Here is an 18,538-nt window from a genome sequence, read left to right as displayed (position 1 = left end):
AAGAGGTTTTTATGGATGAGATAATTAATGATTTTCATGATCTGGATCAGATACCTGTGTTTCAGACACAGATTGATCCAGAGATGATGAATACAGCAGACAGGTTGGAAGTGCTTCAGATGAATATTGGCCGTGTCTGTAATCTGGCGTGCAAGCATTGTCATGTGTGTGCAGGACCGAACCGGACGGAAGTGATGCCCCGGGAAGTGATGGCGGATTGTATTCAATTTGCAAGAGAACAACAAGTGCAGACCATTGATATTACAGGGGGAGCGCCGGAGATGAATCCGGATTTTGAATGGCTTGTTACAGAGGCATGTAAAGTCTGTAGTCATGTGATCGTGCGAACCAATCTGACAGTTCTGTTGAATCCGGAATATGAACATTTGATTGAATTTTATGCCAGACAGAAAGTAGAAATTGTATGTTCCCTGCCTTATTATAGGGCAGATCAGATGGATCGAGTACGGGGAACCGGTACATTTGACGGGGCAATACAGGTATTACAGAAATTAAATACACTTGGTTATGGAAAGAATCCTGAGTTGGTGCTGAACATGGTGTACAATCCGGCGGGAGCCTTTCTCCCACCGGATCAGACTGCTATGGAACTAGAGTATAAAGAGCATTTGGAAGCAGATTTTGGAATTGTGTTCAATGCCCTGTATACACTTTACAACAATCCAATGGGACGATTTGGAGCATTTCTCCGAAAATCCGGGAATCTTTCAGGGTATATGAAGAAGTTGTATGATGCTTTCAACCCGGCAACGGTGGAAGCTTTGATGTGTCGTTTTCAGATTTCGGTAGATCATGACGGAAAGCTGTATGACTGTGATTTTAACCTGGCAGCAGGGCTTCCGATCTTTTCGAAGGAGACCATAGCTGATTGGATAGGAAAACCTTACACAGCCCGGAAAATCCGGATGGATAAACACTGTTATGCCTGTACAGCAGGAGCCGGCTCAAGCTGAGGCGGCGCAACAGACTAAGCAGGCTGCTTAAAAAAGAAAAATTATGAATAAAAAGAGGAAAATGCAACAAAATGTTTCTTGCATTTTTCTCTTTTTTCGCGTATGATAATAATCACTCTAATTTATCTGAGAAAACTTCTGCCAGGTCGAAGAGAATCAGAATTTGTCACAATATGAAATCACACCGATAATTCCAAAAAAGTAATACAGATAGGAGGAATGCGGATGGGCGAAAGGGAAGGTTACGAGGTGCTTCGCCTGATCGAACATAATCAAAAATGTTATATCAGCTCTGATTATGTAGAAGGAAAGTCACTTATTCAGTGGTTGAAATATCACCCGAACCTTACAAAAAAACAATTATTTTTATGGATCCGTGATCTTGCAGATCAACTGGAGTGCATACATAAGTGCCGGGGAAACCCTTGTTACCAGTATGTGAATCCGTACAGCGTGATCGTCACGGAGGATATGACACTACATTTTCTTGATATGAGTGTGGAATCCAATGAAAAAATGCTGGTTCAGATGAATCGAAGAAGTGTGAGGGAGAACTTTCTTCCACCTGAAGTCAATTATTATCAGGCTGCCAGCATTGAATTAGATATATACGGACTAGGCAGGACAATTCAGTACCTGTTGTCAGTAACAGATCCGATCCCGGAACTAACCAGACGGGAGACGGTAAAGTTTCAAAAAATAATATCCAGATGCCTGGATGGGCATTCAAAACGGGCATTTAAGCAGATGTCCGAAATTCAAAAAGAAATTCCAAATGTAACAGAGAAGAAAAGTAAAGATAGACGAATATGGACGAAAAAAAGAACGGTTATGGCAATGATAAGTATTTGTGTATTCGTAGCCGCAGTAAGTGTCCGGGTCATTCAGAAAAAAGGAGATGAGAAGAACACAGAACTTAAGATGGAAAGTTCAGACGGTTTAAATATGTCAGAAGTTTCAGAGCGCGAAGCATTCGTAGAAGCGCAGAGATCCATGGGATTATTGTATTTTCTGGAGCTGGAAGATTACGAAAAAAGTATTCAGGCATTTGAAGATGCCAGGGAAGATCAGATGTCGGAAAATCTGGCTGCATTAGTGCGGTATGTGGCTGGGATAGAAGATAAAGAGAGCAGCAATGAGAAAAAGGAATATGCAAATGAAAAGAAAATAGAGAACATATTCAGGAAAATCGAGGAGTGGATGCCGGACGATTCAAGGCTGGATTATGAGCGATGTCTGATTCGGGGCTATGCAGTGGAGGAATCGGAAGAACATGCAAAAGCAATCTTAAGAATTGGTAAGAAAATTCTGGATGAGAAGCCAGAGGAGAGACTGGTAAAAGAATGTACTTCTTATATGGCTTCTGCGGCTGAAACGGCAAGAGACTGGGATATGGCTTTGGAAATGTATACAGATATGCTTGAGTGGGAAGAGGAGTCGAAGAAAGAAGATATTTATCAGAAGCTTGTGAAAATACAGGGAGAAAAAGGCTTAAAAGATCAGGCACTTGAAATATGCAGGAAAGGAGCGGAAGAATTAAAAGATTCAAAGCAGCTTAGAATTCTTTATATGCGTATGCAGTGTTCAGATTCAGATATTTCCAGAGAAATCTGTGCACAGACAGTAAAAGAGTATTTGAATCAAATCCCGGAAATTAAGGAAGAAACAGAATTTCAAAAATTGGCACAGGAATACGGAATAGTCATGGAAGGAGAAAATGTATGGGTAGGAAGATAAGAACCGGAGCGTTATTGATGTTAGTCCTGGTAATGATTTATACACAGCAGGCAGTTATTTATGCGCAGAATGAGGCAGAAAAAAACATGAAAAAGACAACAGAATCGGAAAATTTAGATGGAACTAATGGAAAAGACAAGGAACCAGAGAAGCCAGGAGGGGAAGAAGGGGATAAGGAACAAGAGAAGCCAGGAGGGGAAGAAGGGGATAAAGAACAAGAGAAGCCAGGAGGGGAAGATGAAGACAAAGACAAGGAACCGGAGCAGCCCGAGATTAAGAGATATGAGCTGGAAATCCCCAAGGCTGATGGAAAGAATGGATATTATCTATCAAAGCCGTCCGTTATGATCACACATAATGGCGCCTATGGAACAACTGTGTACGAATTAAAACATAGGGAAGATACTTTGTTACAGGGGAGAATAAAATACATAGTATCACAAGAAGCAGAAGAGCAGAAAACCAAGATTTCTCTTGAGGGTGAAGTATTTGAGGAAGGAAAAAATATTTTACATGTCTTTATGGAAGATGAAGAAGGCAATGTGATTCCGGAATATGATGAGACAATAGAAATACGGATAGATACACAAAGTCCGACAGTGACCTTGGAGGCGCCGGAAGGATTTTCTACCTGGTATCAGAAGGAAGCGTGGATTCGTGTGGTATCAGAAGATGGTGCATGGGGAAGCCAGGTTGATACGGTTACATGTTATGTTGGGAATAAAATTATTGGAAAATCAAAGGAGAATCAGTCAGAGTTTTTAATCACACAGACTTCAAAAAGTGGAGAAGGTGTGCCGGTAACAGTGACTGTCACAGATCAGGCAGGTAATAAAACGGAGAAAACGCAGAAGTTATTCATTGACAGTCTGGCACCGACAGTAAGTTTAACAGGGGCAGCCGATTATCTGATTACCAGTCAGCCCGTGACGATAGAATACCAGGCAACTGATGAAAATAAATTAGAAAGCTGTCGGGCAGTGATTGATTATGAAAAACCGGAAGGAGAGAAAAAAACGGAGGTCATAGATTCGGAAGAAAAGTGGAGTTTAAAGAACGGATCCGCAAGTCTTGTAAAGACATTTCAGGAAGATGGAATCTATAAAACCAGTGTACAGGCTGTGGATAAGGCAAAACAGAAGTCAGAACATTTCCTGCAATTTATGATTGATACTAAGAATCCAGTGATAAAGATGGTGGACGAACTGCAGGGGAAGTATCTGAAAAAGTTTTCATGGGATTATCCGGTGGATGTATTTATCAAGGACTTTACGACATTTGTCCATCAGATCCAGATGGACGGAAGGTTATATCCGATTGGGACAGAGATTGATACGGAGGGGCGTCATACACTACAGGTAAATGCCATAGATGCCGCAGGAAATGAAGCGGTGGCAAGAGCGGAATTCGTAATAGATCACACACCTCCGAAGATTCAGTTTTATCAGGTAGAGGAAGGGGCACAGTATGAAGGGCTCCTGAACTTTCAAGTAGATTCCAGAAAAAAAGAAGACTGGATAGAAGAAGTGTTGATTAATGGAAAAAGGCAGACATTAAAAAAAGAAGACGGGAAGTATACATTTCAGATTACAAATCCAGGCGAATATGAAGTAAGCGTGACAGCAGCGGATCTGGCAGGGAATGAAGCAGAAGAAAATATATCATTTGAAATCGTTCCAGAGAAGACGATATTGGAAAAGGCGGCAGCGCCAATTCAAAAAATATTATCTGGAAAGACAGAAAAGGAGCAGAAAAATCGGCAAGGAGAAAAAGAAAACCGTCATTTTGCCATGTTGAAATGGATTGTGATTGGAAGTATAATAACAATACTATTAATAATAACTGGTGTGGTATTGTGTAGACGCAAAAAAGACAGTGCGAAAGAGGAACAGGCAGACGAAGAATAATATATAAAGGTTCATAAAAGGGAGGATGCCGGGTAACCGCTAAGCGGCACCCGGCACGTATTATGAAAAAGTTTATTCAAAATGTATTACTGAACTTCTGTTGTTGATGATTTTATTATATGTAAGAGTTGTGGAGAAACAATGTTAAAGAGATGAAAGAATTTTAAAATAAACATGAACAAACTATGAACGTAAGGAAGTTTATTATTTCTTAATAAAATTCACAGAATTGTTAGCACTCGATGAAAAAGAGTGCTGATTTTCTATTGACTTTTAAAAAGCAAGGGATTATCATAGATTTAATCGGGGAGATTTCAAGATTTTGTATTTGCTTACTTATGAGTAAGTTCATGTAGGTTTCGATTTTATCCCTGGCATCAAAAACACAAATGATTAAATCAGCTTAAAATATCAGAAACAGGAGTGATTAGAATGGAAGCAAAAAAAGGTAGTCTTTCAATCAGCAGTGAAAACATTTTCCCAATTATTAAAAAATGGGTATATTCTGACCATGACATTTTTGTCAGAGAGATGATTTCCAATGGCTGTGATGCCATTACAAAATTGAAAAAACTGGATGTAATGGGTGAATACCAGTTACCGGATGATTATAAGGCATCAATTCATGTAGAAGTGAATCCGGAAGAGAAGACTTTGAAGTTCATTGATAATGGTCTTGGTATGACAGCAGAGGAAGTTGAAGAATATATTACTCAGATTGCATTTTCAGGAGCTACAGAGTTCCTTGAAAAATATAAAGACAAGACAACAGAAGACGATATGATCGGTCATTTCGGACTGGGATTCTATTCTGCATTCATGGTTGCAGATGAAGTTCATATTGACACATTATCTTACAAAGACGGAGCAACACCGGTACGCTGGGTAAGTAATGGTGGAACGGAATACGAGATGACAGAAGGAGACAAGCAGACTGTAGGATCTGAGATTACATTGTATCTGAACGATGATTGTCTGGAGTTTGCGAACGAGTATCGTGTAAGAGAAGTTATCCAGAAGTATTGTTCCTTTATGCCGGTAGAGATTTTCTTATCAAAGGCAAATGCAGAGCCAGAGTATGAGACAATTGACGAGGCAGACCTGAAAGAGGACGATGAGGTTGTTGAGCACATTCATGAAGATGCCAAGACCGAAGAAAAAGAGAATGAAAATGGTGAAAAAGAAGTTGTAGAAGTATCACCTGCAAAAGATAAAGTAAAGATTAAAAAGCGTCCGGAATCCTTAAGTGATATTCATCCGCTCTGGACAAAACATCCGAATGAGTGCAGTGATGAGGACTACAAAGAGTTTTATCGCAAAGTATTTCTGGATTATAAAGAGCCGTTGTTCTGGATCCATCTGAACATGGATTATCCGTTCAACTTAAAAGGTATCCTGTACTTCCCGAGAATTAATACAGAATATGATTCTATTGAAGGAACGATCAAGCTGTATAATAACCAGGTATTTATTGCAGATAATATTAAGGAAGTCATTCCAGAATTCCTGATGGTATTAAAGGGAGTTATTGATTGTCCGGATCTTCCACTGAATGTATCACGTAGCGCTCTTCAGAATGATGGATTTGTAGGCAAGATTGCTGAGTACATTTCCAAGAAAGTTGCAGACAAGCTTGCAGGTATGTGCAAGACAAAACGTGAAGATTATGAGAAATACTGGGACAGCATCAGTCCATTTATAAAATTTGGCTGTCTGAAAGATGAGAAGTTCTGTGACAAGATGAAAGATGCAGTTCTCTTTAAGGATATCGATGGAAAATATCTGACACTGAAAGACTGCGTAGAAGCAAATGGGGGAGAGCTGAAAGAACTCGATAAAAATGCAGCACCAGACAATGCCGAGGAAAATGCAGAAGAGAAGAAGACAACTATCTATTATGTAACAGATGAGATTCAGCAGAGTCAGTATATCAATATGTTCCGTGCACAGGGACAGGATGCAGTTGTGCTGAAACACAACATTGATTCTCCATTCATTACACAGCTTGAGCAGCGCTATCAGAATGTTCAGTTCCAGAGAATTGATGCAGATGTTACAGATAATGCAAAAGAGGAAGTTGCTGAAGACGAAAAGGAAGCATTCCAGAAGACTGTAGACAGTCTGACTGCAACATTCCGCAAAGAGCTTGGTAATGACAAGCTGGATGTGAAAGTTGAGAAACTGAAAGACAGCAATGTAGCTTCTATTATGACATTATCAGAGCAGAGCCGCCGTATGCAGGAGATGATGAAGATGTATGGAATGGATTCCATGGGAATGGATATGGGTGGAGAGAATACCCTGATCCTGAACGCAAATCATCCACTGGTACAGTATGTGCAGAAACATGAAGATGGAGAAAATACATCTTTGATCTGCAAGCAGTTGTATGATCTGGCTATGCTGGCACATAAGCCATTAAATCCAGAAGAGATGACAGCATTTGTTCAGAGAAGCAATGATATTATGATGCTTCTGACAAAATAGATTCAATATTGGATCCATAGTGATATAAGTATAAAAGAACCTGCCTCACAATTTTGGGGCAGGTTCTTTTATACAGTTTTATTCTGAATGCTCTATTCTACTGGAAGTATGGTATCAATTAATGAAGTGATCTCAGAATCTTCGGCACCGGCCGCTGACAGTGTTTTGAAGTTCAGAGAAACGGTAACCGTTGTCTGTGCACCATAAGTTGGTGCAGCAGCGTATTTTTCCATCAATTCTACAAGAGCACGATCTACTTCTTCCTCAGAATAGTAAGTTCCGGTTTCGAGTTCATTCATAGCACTTTGGAAGCTTGTATTCGGAGTTACGGTTACATCAATCATGTAATTGAATAATCCGTCCTGTTTCTTTGGTGTTCCAACAGAATACTGACAGTTATTACAGATTGCTTTCAGCGCGGCGCTGTAACGCTCTGTGTATGAGGCACTGAGCTCTTCCGGTGGTGCGTACATAGAACTTTCTAATTGAGACTGGACAGAAGACTCGTCTTCGCCAGTATGTTTTGCATATTCAGCCACATCATTTTTAAACAGTGCATTCAGACAGGATGTGAGGTAATCCTGAGCGTCCAGTATCTCGCATACACTATCATATGGTGCCATAATGTTATCCATAGTAGCAGAGAATAATTTCTGTAACTGCTCGTCGTCTAGGCTGTAACCGTCTTTTGACTTCTTAACCTCCAGTGTAAGCTGAGTGGAGTTCTCGTAAGAAGGAGAGCTTTTTACAGCTTCCGTTGCTTTTTCGAGAAGCTTTGTCATCTCGGCATTCAAATCTGTAGAAGAGATGGCCGGACTATATTTTTCGCAAGTGTTTTTCGTCGTTGCTTCAATATCCAGTGGAGTAAAAGTAAGCTGCACGGAATAACGTTCATCGTCAATTTTTTTAGCACCATTTATCTCAAATTCTACGGCATTAAATGATGCCTGAAGGAACTTAAGATAAGAATCTTTTAGCTCGTCCGGAAACTGAAGTACATATGTTTCGTTCTCATCTGAAATTCCCTGTTCCAGAAAAGAAGATAGAGAAGACGGATCCTCTTTTTTTATAGAAGTGATCAAATCTCCTACATACTTGTCTGCGGTCTCACCGCTGGCACATCCGCCAAGTAACAACGCAAAGATAAGCGTTAACACAAGGCATAAATGCTTTTTTTTCATTGTTTCTTCCTCCGTATTCAGATAAATATAAAACCATGTATGAAAATGGTTAAATAGTTATTTATAATATACCACAAATAAGACTGGAAAAACATCATTATTTTTTATATAATAGTTGTGAGAGCGCATAGCGCGTAGTAATCGGTAATCATATGAGGATATAATCAATTATGTGATTTGATCAGTTACTAGAATACTTGTGGAGGAGAATATTCATGGAAATGTTGAATCTTGAAAAAGAATTACAGAGTAATTCCTACCCGGGACGTGGAATTATTATTGGTAGAAGTGCGGACGGTACGAAGGCTGTGACCGCATATTTTATTATGGGAAGAAGTGAGAACAGCAGAAACCGCGTGTTCGTAGAAGACGGAGAAGGAATCCGTACACAGGCATTTGATCCGTCAAAGCTTACAGATCCAAGTCTGATTATTTATGCACCGGTGCGTGTGCTTGGTAATAAGACCATTGTGACGAATGGCGACCAGACAGACACGATTTATGAAGGCATGGACAAGCAGCTCACTTTTGAACAGTCACTGAGAAGTCGTACATTTGAGCCGGACGGACCGAATTATACTCCTCGTATTTCCGGAATCATGCATATTGAGAATGGAACATACAACTATGCAATGTCTATTTTAAAGAGCAACAATGGTAATCCGGAGAGTTCACACCGCTATACCTTTGCATATGAGAATCCAGCAGCAGGAGAGGGACATTTTATCCATACATACAAGTGTGATGGTAATCCACTTCCAAGTTTTGAAGGGGAGCCTAAGCTTGTCAGCATTCCGGATGATATGGAAGCATTTACAGATCTTGTATGGAACAGTCTGAATGCAGATAATAAAGTTTCACTTTTTGTGCGTTATATTGATATTGCAACCGGAACTTATGAGACAAAGATCATAAATAAGAATCAGTAGGAGGAATATCATGAAAGAACTGGAATTAAAATATGGATGTAACCCGAATCAGAAACCATCCAAGATTTATATGAAGAATGGAAAGGATCTTCCGATTCAGGTATTGAACGGCAGACCGGGATATATCAATTTTCTGGATGCATTTAACGGATGGCAGTTAGTCAGTGAGCTTAAGAAAGCTACAGGACTTCCGGCTGCAACATCATTTAAGCATGTATCACCTGCAGGAGCTGCAGTGGGACTTCCGCTTGATGAGACATTGGCTAAGATTTACTGGGTAGATGATCTTGGTGAACTGTCACCGCTTGCAAGCGCTTACGCAAGAGCAAGAGGTGCAGACCGTATGTCATCTTTTGGTGATTTTATTTCACTTTCTGATGTCTGTGACGTCGATACAGCAAAACTTATCAAGAGAGAAGTATCTGACGGCGTGATCGCTCCTGGATATGAGCCGGAAGCGCTTGAGATTCTGAAGGAGAAGAAAAAAGGTAATTACAATGTTATTCAGATCGATCCGGATTATGTACCGGATCCGATTGAACATAAAGAAGTATTTGGAATTACATTTGAGCAGGGAAGAAATGAATTAAAGATCGACAATGATTTCTTCTCCAACATTGTTACAGAGAATAAAGAACTGACAGATCAGGCTAAAATTGATCTTGCAATTTCCATGATTACTTTGAAATATACACAGTCCAATTCTGTATGCTTCGTAAAAGATGGACAGGCAATCGGAATTGGTGCCGGACAGCAGTCCAGGATTCATTGTACAAGACTTGCAGGACAGAAAGCAGATAACTGGTGGTTAAGACAATCTCCACAGGTTATGAATCTTCCATTTGTAGATCATATCCGTCGTGCTGACAGAGACAATGCAATTGATCTTTATATCGGTGAGGATTATATGGATGTGCTTTCAGATGACGCATGGCCAAATATTTTCAAAGAAAAGCCGGAAGTATTTACAAGAGAGGCCAAGAGAGAATGGCTGGACAAACTGACAGGTGTCGCTCTTGGATCTGACGCCTTCTTCCCATTTGGAGACAACATTGAAAGAGCACACAAGAGTGGTGTTACATATATTGCACAGCCTGGTGGTTCTGTAAGAGATGACAATGTTATCGATACATGTAACAAATATAACATGGTGATGTCATTCACAGGTATTCGTCTGTTCCATCACTAAGAAAAAAGAACATAGAATATCAGCTGGGAGATGGATCCCACCTCTATAGGTGGTGAGAAACAAGCTTGTATCAGTGGTGGGAGTCAATCCCCCAGCTGATATAGCCTCCGGCAGGATTGCAGAGGTGCGCAGTAGAAGTATGTCATGCAATTGCATGACGCGCACCTCGCAGCAAGAATGCCGAGGCATTCTTGAATTAAGAAGAACACTTTCTGAAAAATGCAGATTTTTTGGAAGGTGTTCTTTTCTATATTGTGAATCCTATGGCAGATGAAGAACATTTTCTATCAGAGAGTGAGAATGTATACGACATATTTTTATAAATGTAGCATTTGGATAACGCTTCCCACCTTTTGTACATTCCTTTCTTTTTCATGTTTTAATACAATGATGTCAAGGGACGGAACAAAACTTTTTTACTTATTTGTGAGCAAATGCATGAGAAGTGAAAGGTTTTGTTCATCACAACATAATTAAGAGTACAAGGCAGGTGATGGTTATGTCTGTTCTTGAGATTGTAATAATCTCAGCAGGATTGTCTTTAGATGTATTTGTAGCGATGGCTTATATGGGGGCTGGATTTTCAAAGATCAATAAGAAAAATCTATTTGGTTTATGCCTGCTTTTCGGAGGTGTTCAATGGGGGTGTCTGATTGTAGGAAATCTGCTTACTCTGTTGCCAATATTCCGGGATTCTTCAAATTCAAGTTCACGAATTGCAGATCACTGGGAGGCAGTGACAGTTCTGATATTTATAGGATTAGGCATATATATGATCTGGAAGGGACTTAAGAAGCGAAACATTCTTGAACAGCGCAATGATGAAATTGACTGGAAGAAAACGATATTTCTGGCACTTATTACAAGTGTAGATGCATTTCTTGCGGGAATTGGAATGGGGTTTCTGGAAGCGCAAATGATACACCAGTCACTGACGATTTTCCCAATTACGGTACTGAGTGTAATTGGTGGTGTATATGTAGGATATAGGCTTGGTACAGTGCATAATAGTCAGGCATATCTTGCAGGTGGCGCATTGTTCCTGATTGCAGGAGTAGATGTAGTGATTCAATATTGCATGTATTGATGTGCAATGTTGATAATCAGCTCAAATATTGAAAAAATAAGATATACGAGGAGGAAATGTGATATGGGTACATTGACACATAAGGCTGCCAGAGCAGCGTATGGAACCGCGATTGATGCAGTGTTAAAACATGTGAAGAAAGATCGTGAAAAAGGTCTTTTGGAACTGGTAGATCTGACAGAAAAATATATGGGAGACAATTTCCAAAAAGAAAGTTATGAGGCTGCACGTAAGATGATTCAAGATCCAGATAATAAATGGGTAAAATATGTCAACCACATGATTGATGAATTGGATCCATATGTCATTCGTCAGACTGCATTGAATCTGGGATATGAGGCAGCATTTTACGGAACAAAGACAATCCGTGAAATGCGTAAGAAATATGACTGTAATATCCCGTGGCTGATTCTTATGGATCCGACCAGTGCCTGTAATCTGCACTGTACCGGCTGCTGGGCGGCAGAATATGGAAATCGGCTGAATCTTACATACAATGACCTGGACAGTGTTATTACACAGGGAAAAGAGCTTGGAATTTACTTCTATATGTATACTGGCGGAGAACCGCTTGTCAGAAAAGATGACATTATAAAGTTGTGTAAGAAACATAATGATTGCGCATTCCATGCATTTACGAATGGAACACTGGTTGATGAAGCATTTTGCGAGCAGATGAAAGAAGTCGGCAATCTGTCTCTTTCTATCAGTCTGGAAGGATTTGAGAAAGTTAATGATCTCAGAAGAGGCGCAGGTGTGTATGAAAAAGTATTGCATGCTATGGATCTGCTGAAGGCTTCCGGTCAGATTTTTGGAACATCTATCTGTTATACAAGTAAGAACATTGAGACAGTTACGTCCGATGAGTTCCTGGATATGATTATTGAAAAAGGATGTAGATTTACATGGTATTTCCATTATATGCCGGTAGGAAATGATGCGGCAGTGGAACTTTTACCGACAAAAGAGCAGAGAGAATATATGTATCACAGAGTTCGTAAGATTCGTTCCACGAACGGTGGAAAACCTATTTTTGCTATGGACTTCCAGAATGATGGTGAATTTGTAGGCGGTTGTATTGCAGGGGGAAGAAATTATTGCCACATTAATCCGAACGGAGATGTGGAACCGTGTGTATTTATCCATTATTCTGGAGCCAATATAAAAGAAGTATCTTTATTAGATGCGCTCAGACAGCCGCTTTTTATGGCATATCGGGATTATCAGCCATTTAACTGTAATCATTTAAAACCATGTCCGATGCTGGAAAATCCGGAATTGCTGCAGCAGATGGTACATGAGACAGGTGCCAAATCCACAGATCTTCAGTCACCGGAAACAGTGGAGCATCTGTGTGGCAAATGTCATACTTACGCGAAGTGTTGGTCAGAGTGTGCGGATAAACTCTGGAGCGAGCATCCGCGTGAGGCGAAAGGCTATCAGAATTATAAACAGAAATAAACAATGGACTTGGTATTTCATGGAGGGGTGAAATACTGAATCTGATATTTTAGGCACAGGTTCCGTCTTGTTTAGAACACGGAATCTGTGTTATAATAATTCACAGATTATGTTGTGAGGAAGAGATAATCATGGAACGCAAGGGCGAGATGACAAAAGCGCTTCTAGGGCAGAAATTCAAAGAACTGGTCGTGAAGAAATCTTTTGACAAGATTACGATTAAGATGATCACGGATGAAGCAGGGGTAATACGCCCGACATTCTACAATTACTTCCGGGATAAATATGAAGTAATGGAGTGGCTTTTGTGGGAAGATGTATTTAGCAGTGCGACGGAACTTGTGAAGATGAATATGGCAAGGTCTGCATTGGAGATGATATTTAAAAAGATTGCTGCGGATAAAGAATATTATGCACGGGTATTTGAAGTGAAGGGGCAGAATTCCTTTGAAGATATGCTATATCACAACATTTGTAATCTGGTGCGTGTAGTCGTGGAGCGTAATCCGATACATATTAAAGAAGGAGAAATTATAAGCAAAGAGACATTTTTGCAGTATGAGGCTATGACCCTGGTTAATGGGATCAAGTATTGGATCTCGAAGCACAGGAATGAGATATCGGCAGAAGAAGCGGTAAAGTTTTATGAATTTTTAGTCAGTCATTCACTGATTGATATTATTGGGCAGGACACTATGGACAAGGTAATTAATTAACGGAGAAAAATGAGCCGGAAGGCTTACATGGCTTCGGGACTTACCTTGTCTTTTTTATATGGAAATGTTATACTTTTTATTCACAGAAAGGTGGATCAGATATATGAATAAATATGACGTAATTATTATAGGTGCAGGGCCTTCCGGTATTTTCTGTGCCTATGAATTCATGAGACAGAAACCGGATATGAAAGTGTTAATGATTGAGAAGGGACGCTCTATCGAGAAGCGCCAGTGCCCGAAGCGTACGACAAAGATCTGTGTGGGTTGTAAGCCATGCTCTATCACAACCGGATTTGCGGGAGCAGGCGCATTTTCCGATGGAAAACTATCTCTGTCACCAGATGTAGGGGGAACTTTGCCGGAGATCCTTGGCTATGAGAAGGCGGAAGAACTGATCAAAGAAGCAGACAATATATATCTGAAATTCGGGGCAGATGAGAAGGTCTATGGAATTGACGATTACGAAGCTATCGAGAGGATCCGGGCGAAAGCAATTCGTGCCAATCTCAAACTGATCGAATGTCCGATCCGCCATCTTGGAACTGAGGAAGGATATAAGATTTACACAAGACTGCAGGAACATTTGCTGGCTTCAGGTGTAGAGATCAAGTTCATGACTATGGTACAGGATATCATAATCGAGGATGGTGTGGCAAAGGGGGTCGTCACAGACAAAGAGGAAACTTACTATGCGGATGAAATCGTATCAGGTATCGGACGAGAAGGCTCAAGCTGGTTTGAAGGAATCTGTAAAAATCATGGTATTAAAACACAGAATGGTACTGTTGATGTAGGTGTCCGGGTAGAAGTCCGAGATGAGATCATGAAGGAACTCAATGAGAAGCTTTACGAGGCAAAACTTGTATACTATACACCAACATTTGACGATAAGGTACGCGTATTCTGCACGAACCCTTCCGGAGAAGTGGCAACAGAGTACTACGATAACGGACTTGCAGTTGTCAATGGTCATGCTTATAAGTCAAAAGACATGAAGACAAAGAATACGAATTTTGCACTCCTTGTATCTAAGAATTTTACGGAGCCTTTTAAGTCACCAATCGAATATGGTAAGCATATAGCCCAGCTTGGAAATATGTTAAGCGACGGCAAAATTTTGCTTCAGCGTTATGGTGATTTCAGAAGAGGACGAAGAACAACTGCAGAAAGATTACAGAGAAACAATATTACACCGACATTGAAAGATGCTGTGCCTGGAGATTTATCACTGGTATTCCCGCATCGTATCATGGTCGCGATAGATGAGATGATTAAGGCACTCGATAAAGTAACACCCGGAATTGCATCGGATGAGACTTTGCTTTACGGCGTGGAAGTAAAATTTTATTCGAATAAAGTCGTAGTGAACGATAAATTTGAGACAAATATCAAGAATCTGCGCGTCATGGGAGACGGAGCATCTATCACAAGAGGACTTCAGCAGGCATCTGCAAATGGTATCTGCGTGGCAAGGGAAATCTGCAAAAAGATGAACGTATAAGGTAAAGCAGGAAAATATACCAAAAGGTTGTCGAATAAAGAATAAAACAGTATAATAAGAAAAGATACTGTATTTGTCTGAACCAAAGAAGTTCAAAAAATCTGATCATTTATGAGAAAATGTATACAGATTATGAATTTTCAATTTAGACAGATAAGATTAAAAAGTAATTGGGAGATAAGAAAAATGGGTAAATATTTTGGAACAGACGGTTTTCGTGGAGAGGCAAATGTAGTTTTAACAGTAGAGCACGCATTTAAAGTGGGACGTTTTCTTGGCTGGTATTACGGACAGGATCACAAAGCAAAGGTTGTGATCGGAAAAGATACAAGACGCAGCAGCTATATGTTTGAGTACGCGCTCGTTGCCGGACTGACTGCATCAGGAGCGAATGCATATCTTCTTCACGTAACCACAACACCGAGTGTTTCTTATGTGACAAGAACAGAAAACTTTGACTGTGGAATTATGATTTCTGCAAGCCATAATCCATTCTATGATAACGGAATTAAAGTGATCAATGGAAAAGGACACAAGCTGGAGGCAGAGGTAGAAGCTAAGATTGAAGCATATATCGATGGAGAGATTGACGAACTGCCGTTGGCAAAAAAAGAAGATATTGGTCGTACTGTTGATTACGCAGCAGGAAGAAACCGTTACATCGGATATCTGATTTCACTTGCAACAAGATCATTTGAGGATATGAAAATCGGACTTGACTGTTCTAACGGTAGTGCGTTTATGATTGCCAAGAGTGTCTATGATGCACTTGGAGCAAAGACTTATGTAATCAACTGTGAGCCGGACGGAACGAACATCAATACCAATTGTGGATCTACTCACATTGAAGTCCTGCAGCAGTATGTAAAAGAGAATCATCTGGATGTAGGATTCGCTTATGACGGAGATGCTGACAGATGCATTGCTGTCGATGAGAAAGGAAATGTGATCGACGGAGATCTGATCCTTTATGTTTGCGGAAAATATCTCATGGAGAATGGACGCCTGAATGGTGATACCATCGTTACAACTGTAATGTCAAACCTGGGACTTTATAAAGCATGTGACAAGATTGGCATGAAGTATGAAAAGACAGCAGTCGGAGATAAATATGTCTATGAAAATATGTGCAAGAATAACTTTTCTCTTGGAGGAGAGCAGTCCGGACATATTATTTTCAGCAAACATGCAACAACAGGTGATGGAATCCTGACTTCACTTATGATCATGGAAGTAATTCTGGAGAAGAAAATGAGCCTTTCCAGATTGGCAGAGCCTGTAAAGATCTATCCACAGCTTCTTCAGAATGTCCGTGTGGCAGATAAGAAGACAGCACGCGAGAATCCGGAGGTTATAAAGGCAGTTGACAATGTAGCAGCAGAACTTGGTGATGAGGGACGTATCCTTGTCCGCGAGAGTGGAACAGAACCTGTAATCCGTGTCATGGTAGAAGCTGCGACAGATGAACTGTGTGCAAAATATGTGGCACAGGTAGTCGATGTTATGAAAGCAGAAGGATTGGCAGTAGAGTAAAACATATTTTTCGGCAGGTCATACATGATTTGCAGGACAATGGATTTATGCCAACAAAATGAAGTGTGGGCGATTTAAAGAAATCAATTTGCAGTAAGACTCAGGAGAAAAAAGAAATCAGGTCATAAAGAGAGGGGGAGCGGTATGAAAAAAATAGATTTCCCGGTCGGAATATCAGATTTTTCGAAGATACGAGAAAATGAATACTATTATATCGATAAAACGGGACTGATCTGTGAAGTATTGAAGAACCCTGGAACAGAAGTGACACTGATTACACGTCCGAGACGTTTTGGAAAGACCCTTGGAATGAGTATGCTGGCTGAATTTTTCGATATAGAAAAAGACAGCAGAAAAATATTTCAAGGGCTGGAAATTTCCAATCATGAGAAATTGTGTCATGCATGGCAGAACCAGCGGCCGACTGTATTTCTCACATTTAAAAATGTAGATGGTTTAAGTTTTGACAGTGCTTATGGACAATTGAAATATGAAATTGGACGATTATATGAAGAATATGCATATCTTTTAGATGGCGAACATATAAGCGACAATGAGCGGCAGATATATGAGAGAATAAGAAAACAGGCAGCAGGAGAAGTGGAAGTGACAAGGTCATTACAGCTGCTCCTTCAGCTCATGAACAAATATTATGGGAAACAGGCAATTCTTTTATTAGATGAGTATGATGTTCCTTTGGCAAAAGCAAGCAGTCATGGGTATTATGAACAGATGCTGGAAGTTATCAAAGCGATGATGACGACCGCACTAAAAGATAATGCAGCACTTTGTTTTTCAATTGTGACTGGCTGCCTTCGGATCTCCAAAGAAAGCATTTTTACAGGAACAAATAACTTTGTTCTGGATACAATTACAGATGCAAGATTGGATGAATATTTCGGATTTACGCAGAAAGACGTTGATAAAATCTTAAGCGATGCAGGAGTTACAGAATATGCCGGACAGGTGAAAGAATGGTATGACGGTTATCATTTTGGCGAATGTGATGTATATTGTCCATGGGATGTAATGAATTATTTTCAGGAGCTTCAACATAATCCGGATGCAAAACCGGCAAGTTACTGGAAGAATACAAGTGATAATGCAGTAATCCGATCATTTATTGATCATGCAGGAAGCAATATCACAGAAAAGTTTGAAACACTTCTTGGCGGTGGAAGTATTGTTCAGAAGGTGGATGAAGGAATCACATATGATTATTTGAACTCATCAGAGGAGAATCTTTGGAGTCTTTTATATCTGACTGGATATCTGACAAAAGCAAAAGATGATGAATACAGCGGTACATTGCCAGAAGAAACATACGCACTCAAGATTCCAAATGTAGAAATCAGGGAGATATTTGAGACGACCATAAAAAGATGGTTTGAGGACAGTGCAAAAATCTGGGATAGAAAACATCTGTTTGATGCAGTGTGGGAAGGAGATAGCGGAGAAATCACTCTGGAAATGAGCAAACTTCTCCGAAAGACAATCAGTTATCATGATTACAGAGAAGATTTTTATCATGCATTTCTCGCAGGCATATTTGCCGGAGCCGGTTATATGGTGGAATCGAATAAAGAGCACGGCGAAGGACGCAGTGATGTTGTGGTTTATGATTCAATGAATGCCAGAGTTGCAATATTTGAAGCAAAGTATTCAAAAAGTCGTGAAGAAATGGAACGGGATTGCGACCGGGCAATCGAGCAGATTAATAAAAAAATGTATGCGTCAGAATATGAAGATGATTATGATGAAATCTTGTGCTATGGAATTTCATTTTTCAAGAAAAGATGCTTTGTAAAAAAGAAATAAAGAAATTTTAAGCCC

At 40.1% G+C, this 18,538-nt stretch carries 13 protein-coding genes; 12 read left to right on the top strand and 1 reads right to left on the bottom strand.

Features of this window, described 5'->3' with window-relative positions; genetic code table 11:
- Positions 1–11: 11 nt before the first annotated feature.
- The 4 genes from arsS to htpG all read left to right on the top strand — a co-directional run bounded on the left by arsS (position 12) and on the right by htpG (position 7,105).
- Positions 12–974 carry an arsenosugar biosynthesis radical SAM (seleno)protein ArsS gene (gene arsS / locus G593_RS0103480; RefSeq protein WP_029730764.1) on the top strand — a complete coding sequence of 321 codons (963 nt, stop codon included), beginning with the start codon at positions 12–14 and terminating at the stop codon, positions 972–974.
- 225 nt (positions 975–1,199) lie between these two features.
- Positions 1,200–2,711 carry a protein kinase domain-containing protein gene (locus tag G593_RS0103475; RefSeq protein WP_029730763.1) on the top strand — a complete coding sequence of 504 codons (1,512 nt, stop codon included), beginning with the start codon at positions 1,200–1,202 and terminating at the stop codon, positions 2,709–2,711.
- Complete coding sequence (locus G593_RS0103470; RefSeq protein ID WP_029730762.1) at positions 2,696–4,618, top strand: Ig-like domain repeat protein; 1,923 nt, start codon at positions 2,696–2,698, stop codon at positions 4,616–4,618. The genes G593_RS0103475 and G593_RS0103470 overlap by 16 nt, the downstream gene beginning before the upstream one ends.
- Positions 4,619–5,050: 432 nt before the next feature.
- Positions 5,051–7,105: a molecular chaperone HtpG gene (htpG, locus tag G593_RS0103465; protein WP_029730761.1), complete on the top strand. Its 2,055-nt coding sequence runs from the start codon at positions 5,051–5,053 to the stop codon at positions 7,103–7,105.
- Between the two features lie 92 nt (positions 7,106–7,197).
- Here the strand turns inward: htpG and G593_RS0103460 are convergent, their stop codons facing one another.
- Complete coding sequence (locus tag G593_RS0103460) at positions 7,198–8,286, bottom strand: hypothetical protein (protein WP_029730760.1); 1,089 nt, start codon at positions 8,284–8,286, stop codon at positions 7,198–7,200.
- Positions 8,287–8,501: 215 nt separating this feature from the next.
- On the opposite strand from G593_RS0103460, the gene G593_RS0103455 reads away from it, so the two are divergent.
- From G593_RS0103455 to G593_RS0103415, 8 genes are all read left to right on the top strand, one after another.
- Positions 8,502–9,215, top strand: coding sequence for an IMP cyclohydrolase (locus G593_RS0103455; RefSeq protein ID WP_022279381.1), 714 nt, complete (start codon positions 8,502–8,504; stop codon positions 9,213–9,215).
- A 10-nt stretch (positions 9,216–9,225) separates the two neighbouring features.
- A complete protein-coding gene (locus G593_RS0103450; protein WP_005334560.1) occupies positions 9,226–10,404 on the top strand; it encodes a phosphoribosylaminoimidazolecarboxamide formyltransferase in 1,179 nt (392 codons plus the stop codon).
- Positions 10,405–10,897: 493 nt separating this feature from the next.
- The gene (locus G593_RS0103445) at positions 10,898–11,491 is read left to right on the top strand and encodes a manganese efflux pump MntP (protein WP_029730759.1); all 594 of its coding nucleotides are present in this window, start codon (positions 10,898–10,900) and stop codon (positions 11,489–11,491) included.
- Between the two features lie 63 nt (positions 11,492–11,554).
- Entirely contained in the window at positions 11,555–12,952 is a 1,398-nt protein-coding gene (locus G593_RS0103440) for a radical SAM protein (protein ID WP_029730758.1), read from the top strand.
- A gap of 131 nt (positions 12,953–13,083) precedes the next feature.
- Entirely contained in the window at positions 13,084–13,668 is a 585-nt protein-coding gene (locus G593_RS0103435) for a TetR/AcrR family transcriptional regulator C-terminal domain-containing protein (protein WP_005336950.1), read from the top strand.
- 64 nt (positions 13,669–13,732) lie between these two features.
- Entirely contained in the window at positions 13,733–15,172 is a 1,440-nt protein-coding gene (locus tag G593_RS0103425) for an NAD(P)/FAD-dependent oxidoreductase (protein WP_442852368.1), read from the top strand.
- Between the two features lie 186 nt (positions 15,173–15,358).
- Positions 15,359–16,705 (top strand): phosphoglucosamine mutase, encoded by a 1,347-nt coding sequence (glmM, locus tag G593_RS0103420; protein ID WP_029730756.1) that lies wholly within the window; start codon positions 15,359–15,361, stop codon positions 16,703–16,705.
- Between the two features lie 144 nt (positions 16,706–16,849).
- Positions 16,850–18,523 carry an AAA family ATPase gene (locus G593_RS0103415; protein ID WP_029730755.1) on the top strand — a complete coding sequence of 558 codons (1,674 nt, stop codon included), beginning with the start codon at positions 16,850–16,852 and terminating at the stop codon, positions 18,521–18,523.
- Positions 18,524–18,538 lie beyond the last annotated feature (15 nt).

This window comes from Dorea sp. AGR2135 (assembly GCF_000420885.1).
GTDB lineage: Bacteria > Bacillota > Clostridia > Lachnospirales > Lachnospiraceae > Dorea > Dorea formicigenerans.
Note: the sequence above shows the minus strand (reverse complement) of the source record. Positions and strands in the feature narration are given on the sequence as shown.

Excerpts from the sequence above, each read along its gene's own strand:
- arsS (WP_029730764.1), top strand. The coding sequence starts at position 12 with ATGGATGAGATAATTAATGATTTTCATGATCTGGATCAGATACCTGTG.
- G593_RS0103475 (WP_029730763.1), top strand. The coding sequence starts at position 1,200 with ATGGGCGAAAGGGAAGGTTACGAGGTGCTTCGCCTGATCGAACATAAT.
- G593_RS0103470 (WP_029730762.1), top strand. The coding sequence starts at position 2,696 with ATGGGTAGGAAGATAAGAACCGGAGCGTTATTGATGTTAGTCCTGGTA.
- htpG (WP_029730761.1), top strand. The coding sequence starts at position 5,051 with ATGGAAGCAAAAAAAGGTAGTCTTTCAATCAGCAGTGAAAACATTTTC.
- G593_RS0103460 (WP_029730760.1), bottom strand. The coding sequence starts at position 8,286 with ATGAAAAAAAAGCATTTATGCCTTGTGTTAACGCTTATCTTTGCGTTG.
- G593_RS0103455 (WP_022279381.1), top strand. The coding sequence starts at position 8,502 with ATGGAAATGTTGAATCTTGAAAAAGAATTACAGAGTAATTCCTACCCG.
- G593_RS0103450 (WP_005334560.1), top strand. The coding sequence starts at position 9,226 with ATGAAAGAACTGGAATTAAAATATGGATGTAACCCGAATCAGAAACCA.
- G593_RS0103445 (WP_029730759.1), top strand. The coding sequence starts at position 10,898 with ATGGTTATGTCTGTTCTTGAGATTGTAATAATCTCAGCAGGATTGTCT.
- G593_RS0103440 (WP_029730758.1), top strand. The coding sequence starts at position 11,555 with ATGGGTACATTGACACATAAGGCTGCCAGAGCAGCGTATGGAACCGCG.
- G593_RS0103435 (WP_005336950.1), top strand. The coding sequence starts at position 13,084 with ATGGAACGCAAGGGCGAGATGACAAAAGCGCTTCTAGGGCAGAAATTC.
- G593_RS0103425 (WP_442852368.1), top strand. The coding sequence starts at position 13,733 with ATGTTATACTTTTTATTCACAGAAAGGTGGATCAGATATATGAATAAA.
- glmM (WP_029730756.1), top strand. The coding sequence starts at position 15,359 with ATGGGTAAATATTTTGGAACAGACGGTTTTCGTGGAGAGGCAAATGTA.
- G593_RS0103415 (WP_029730755.1), top strand. The coding sequence starts at position 16,850 with ATGAAAAAAATAGATTTCCCGGTCGGAATATCAGATTTTTCGAAGATA.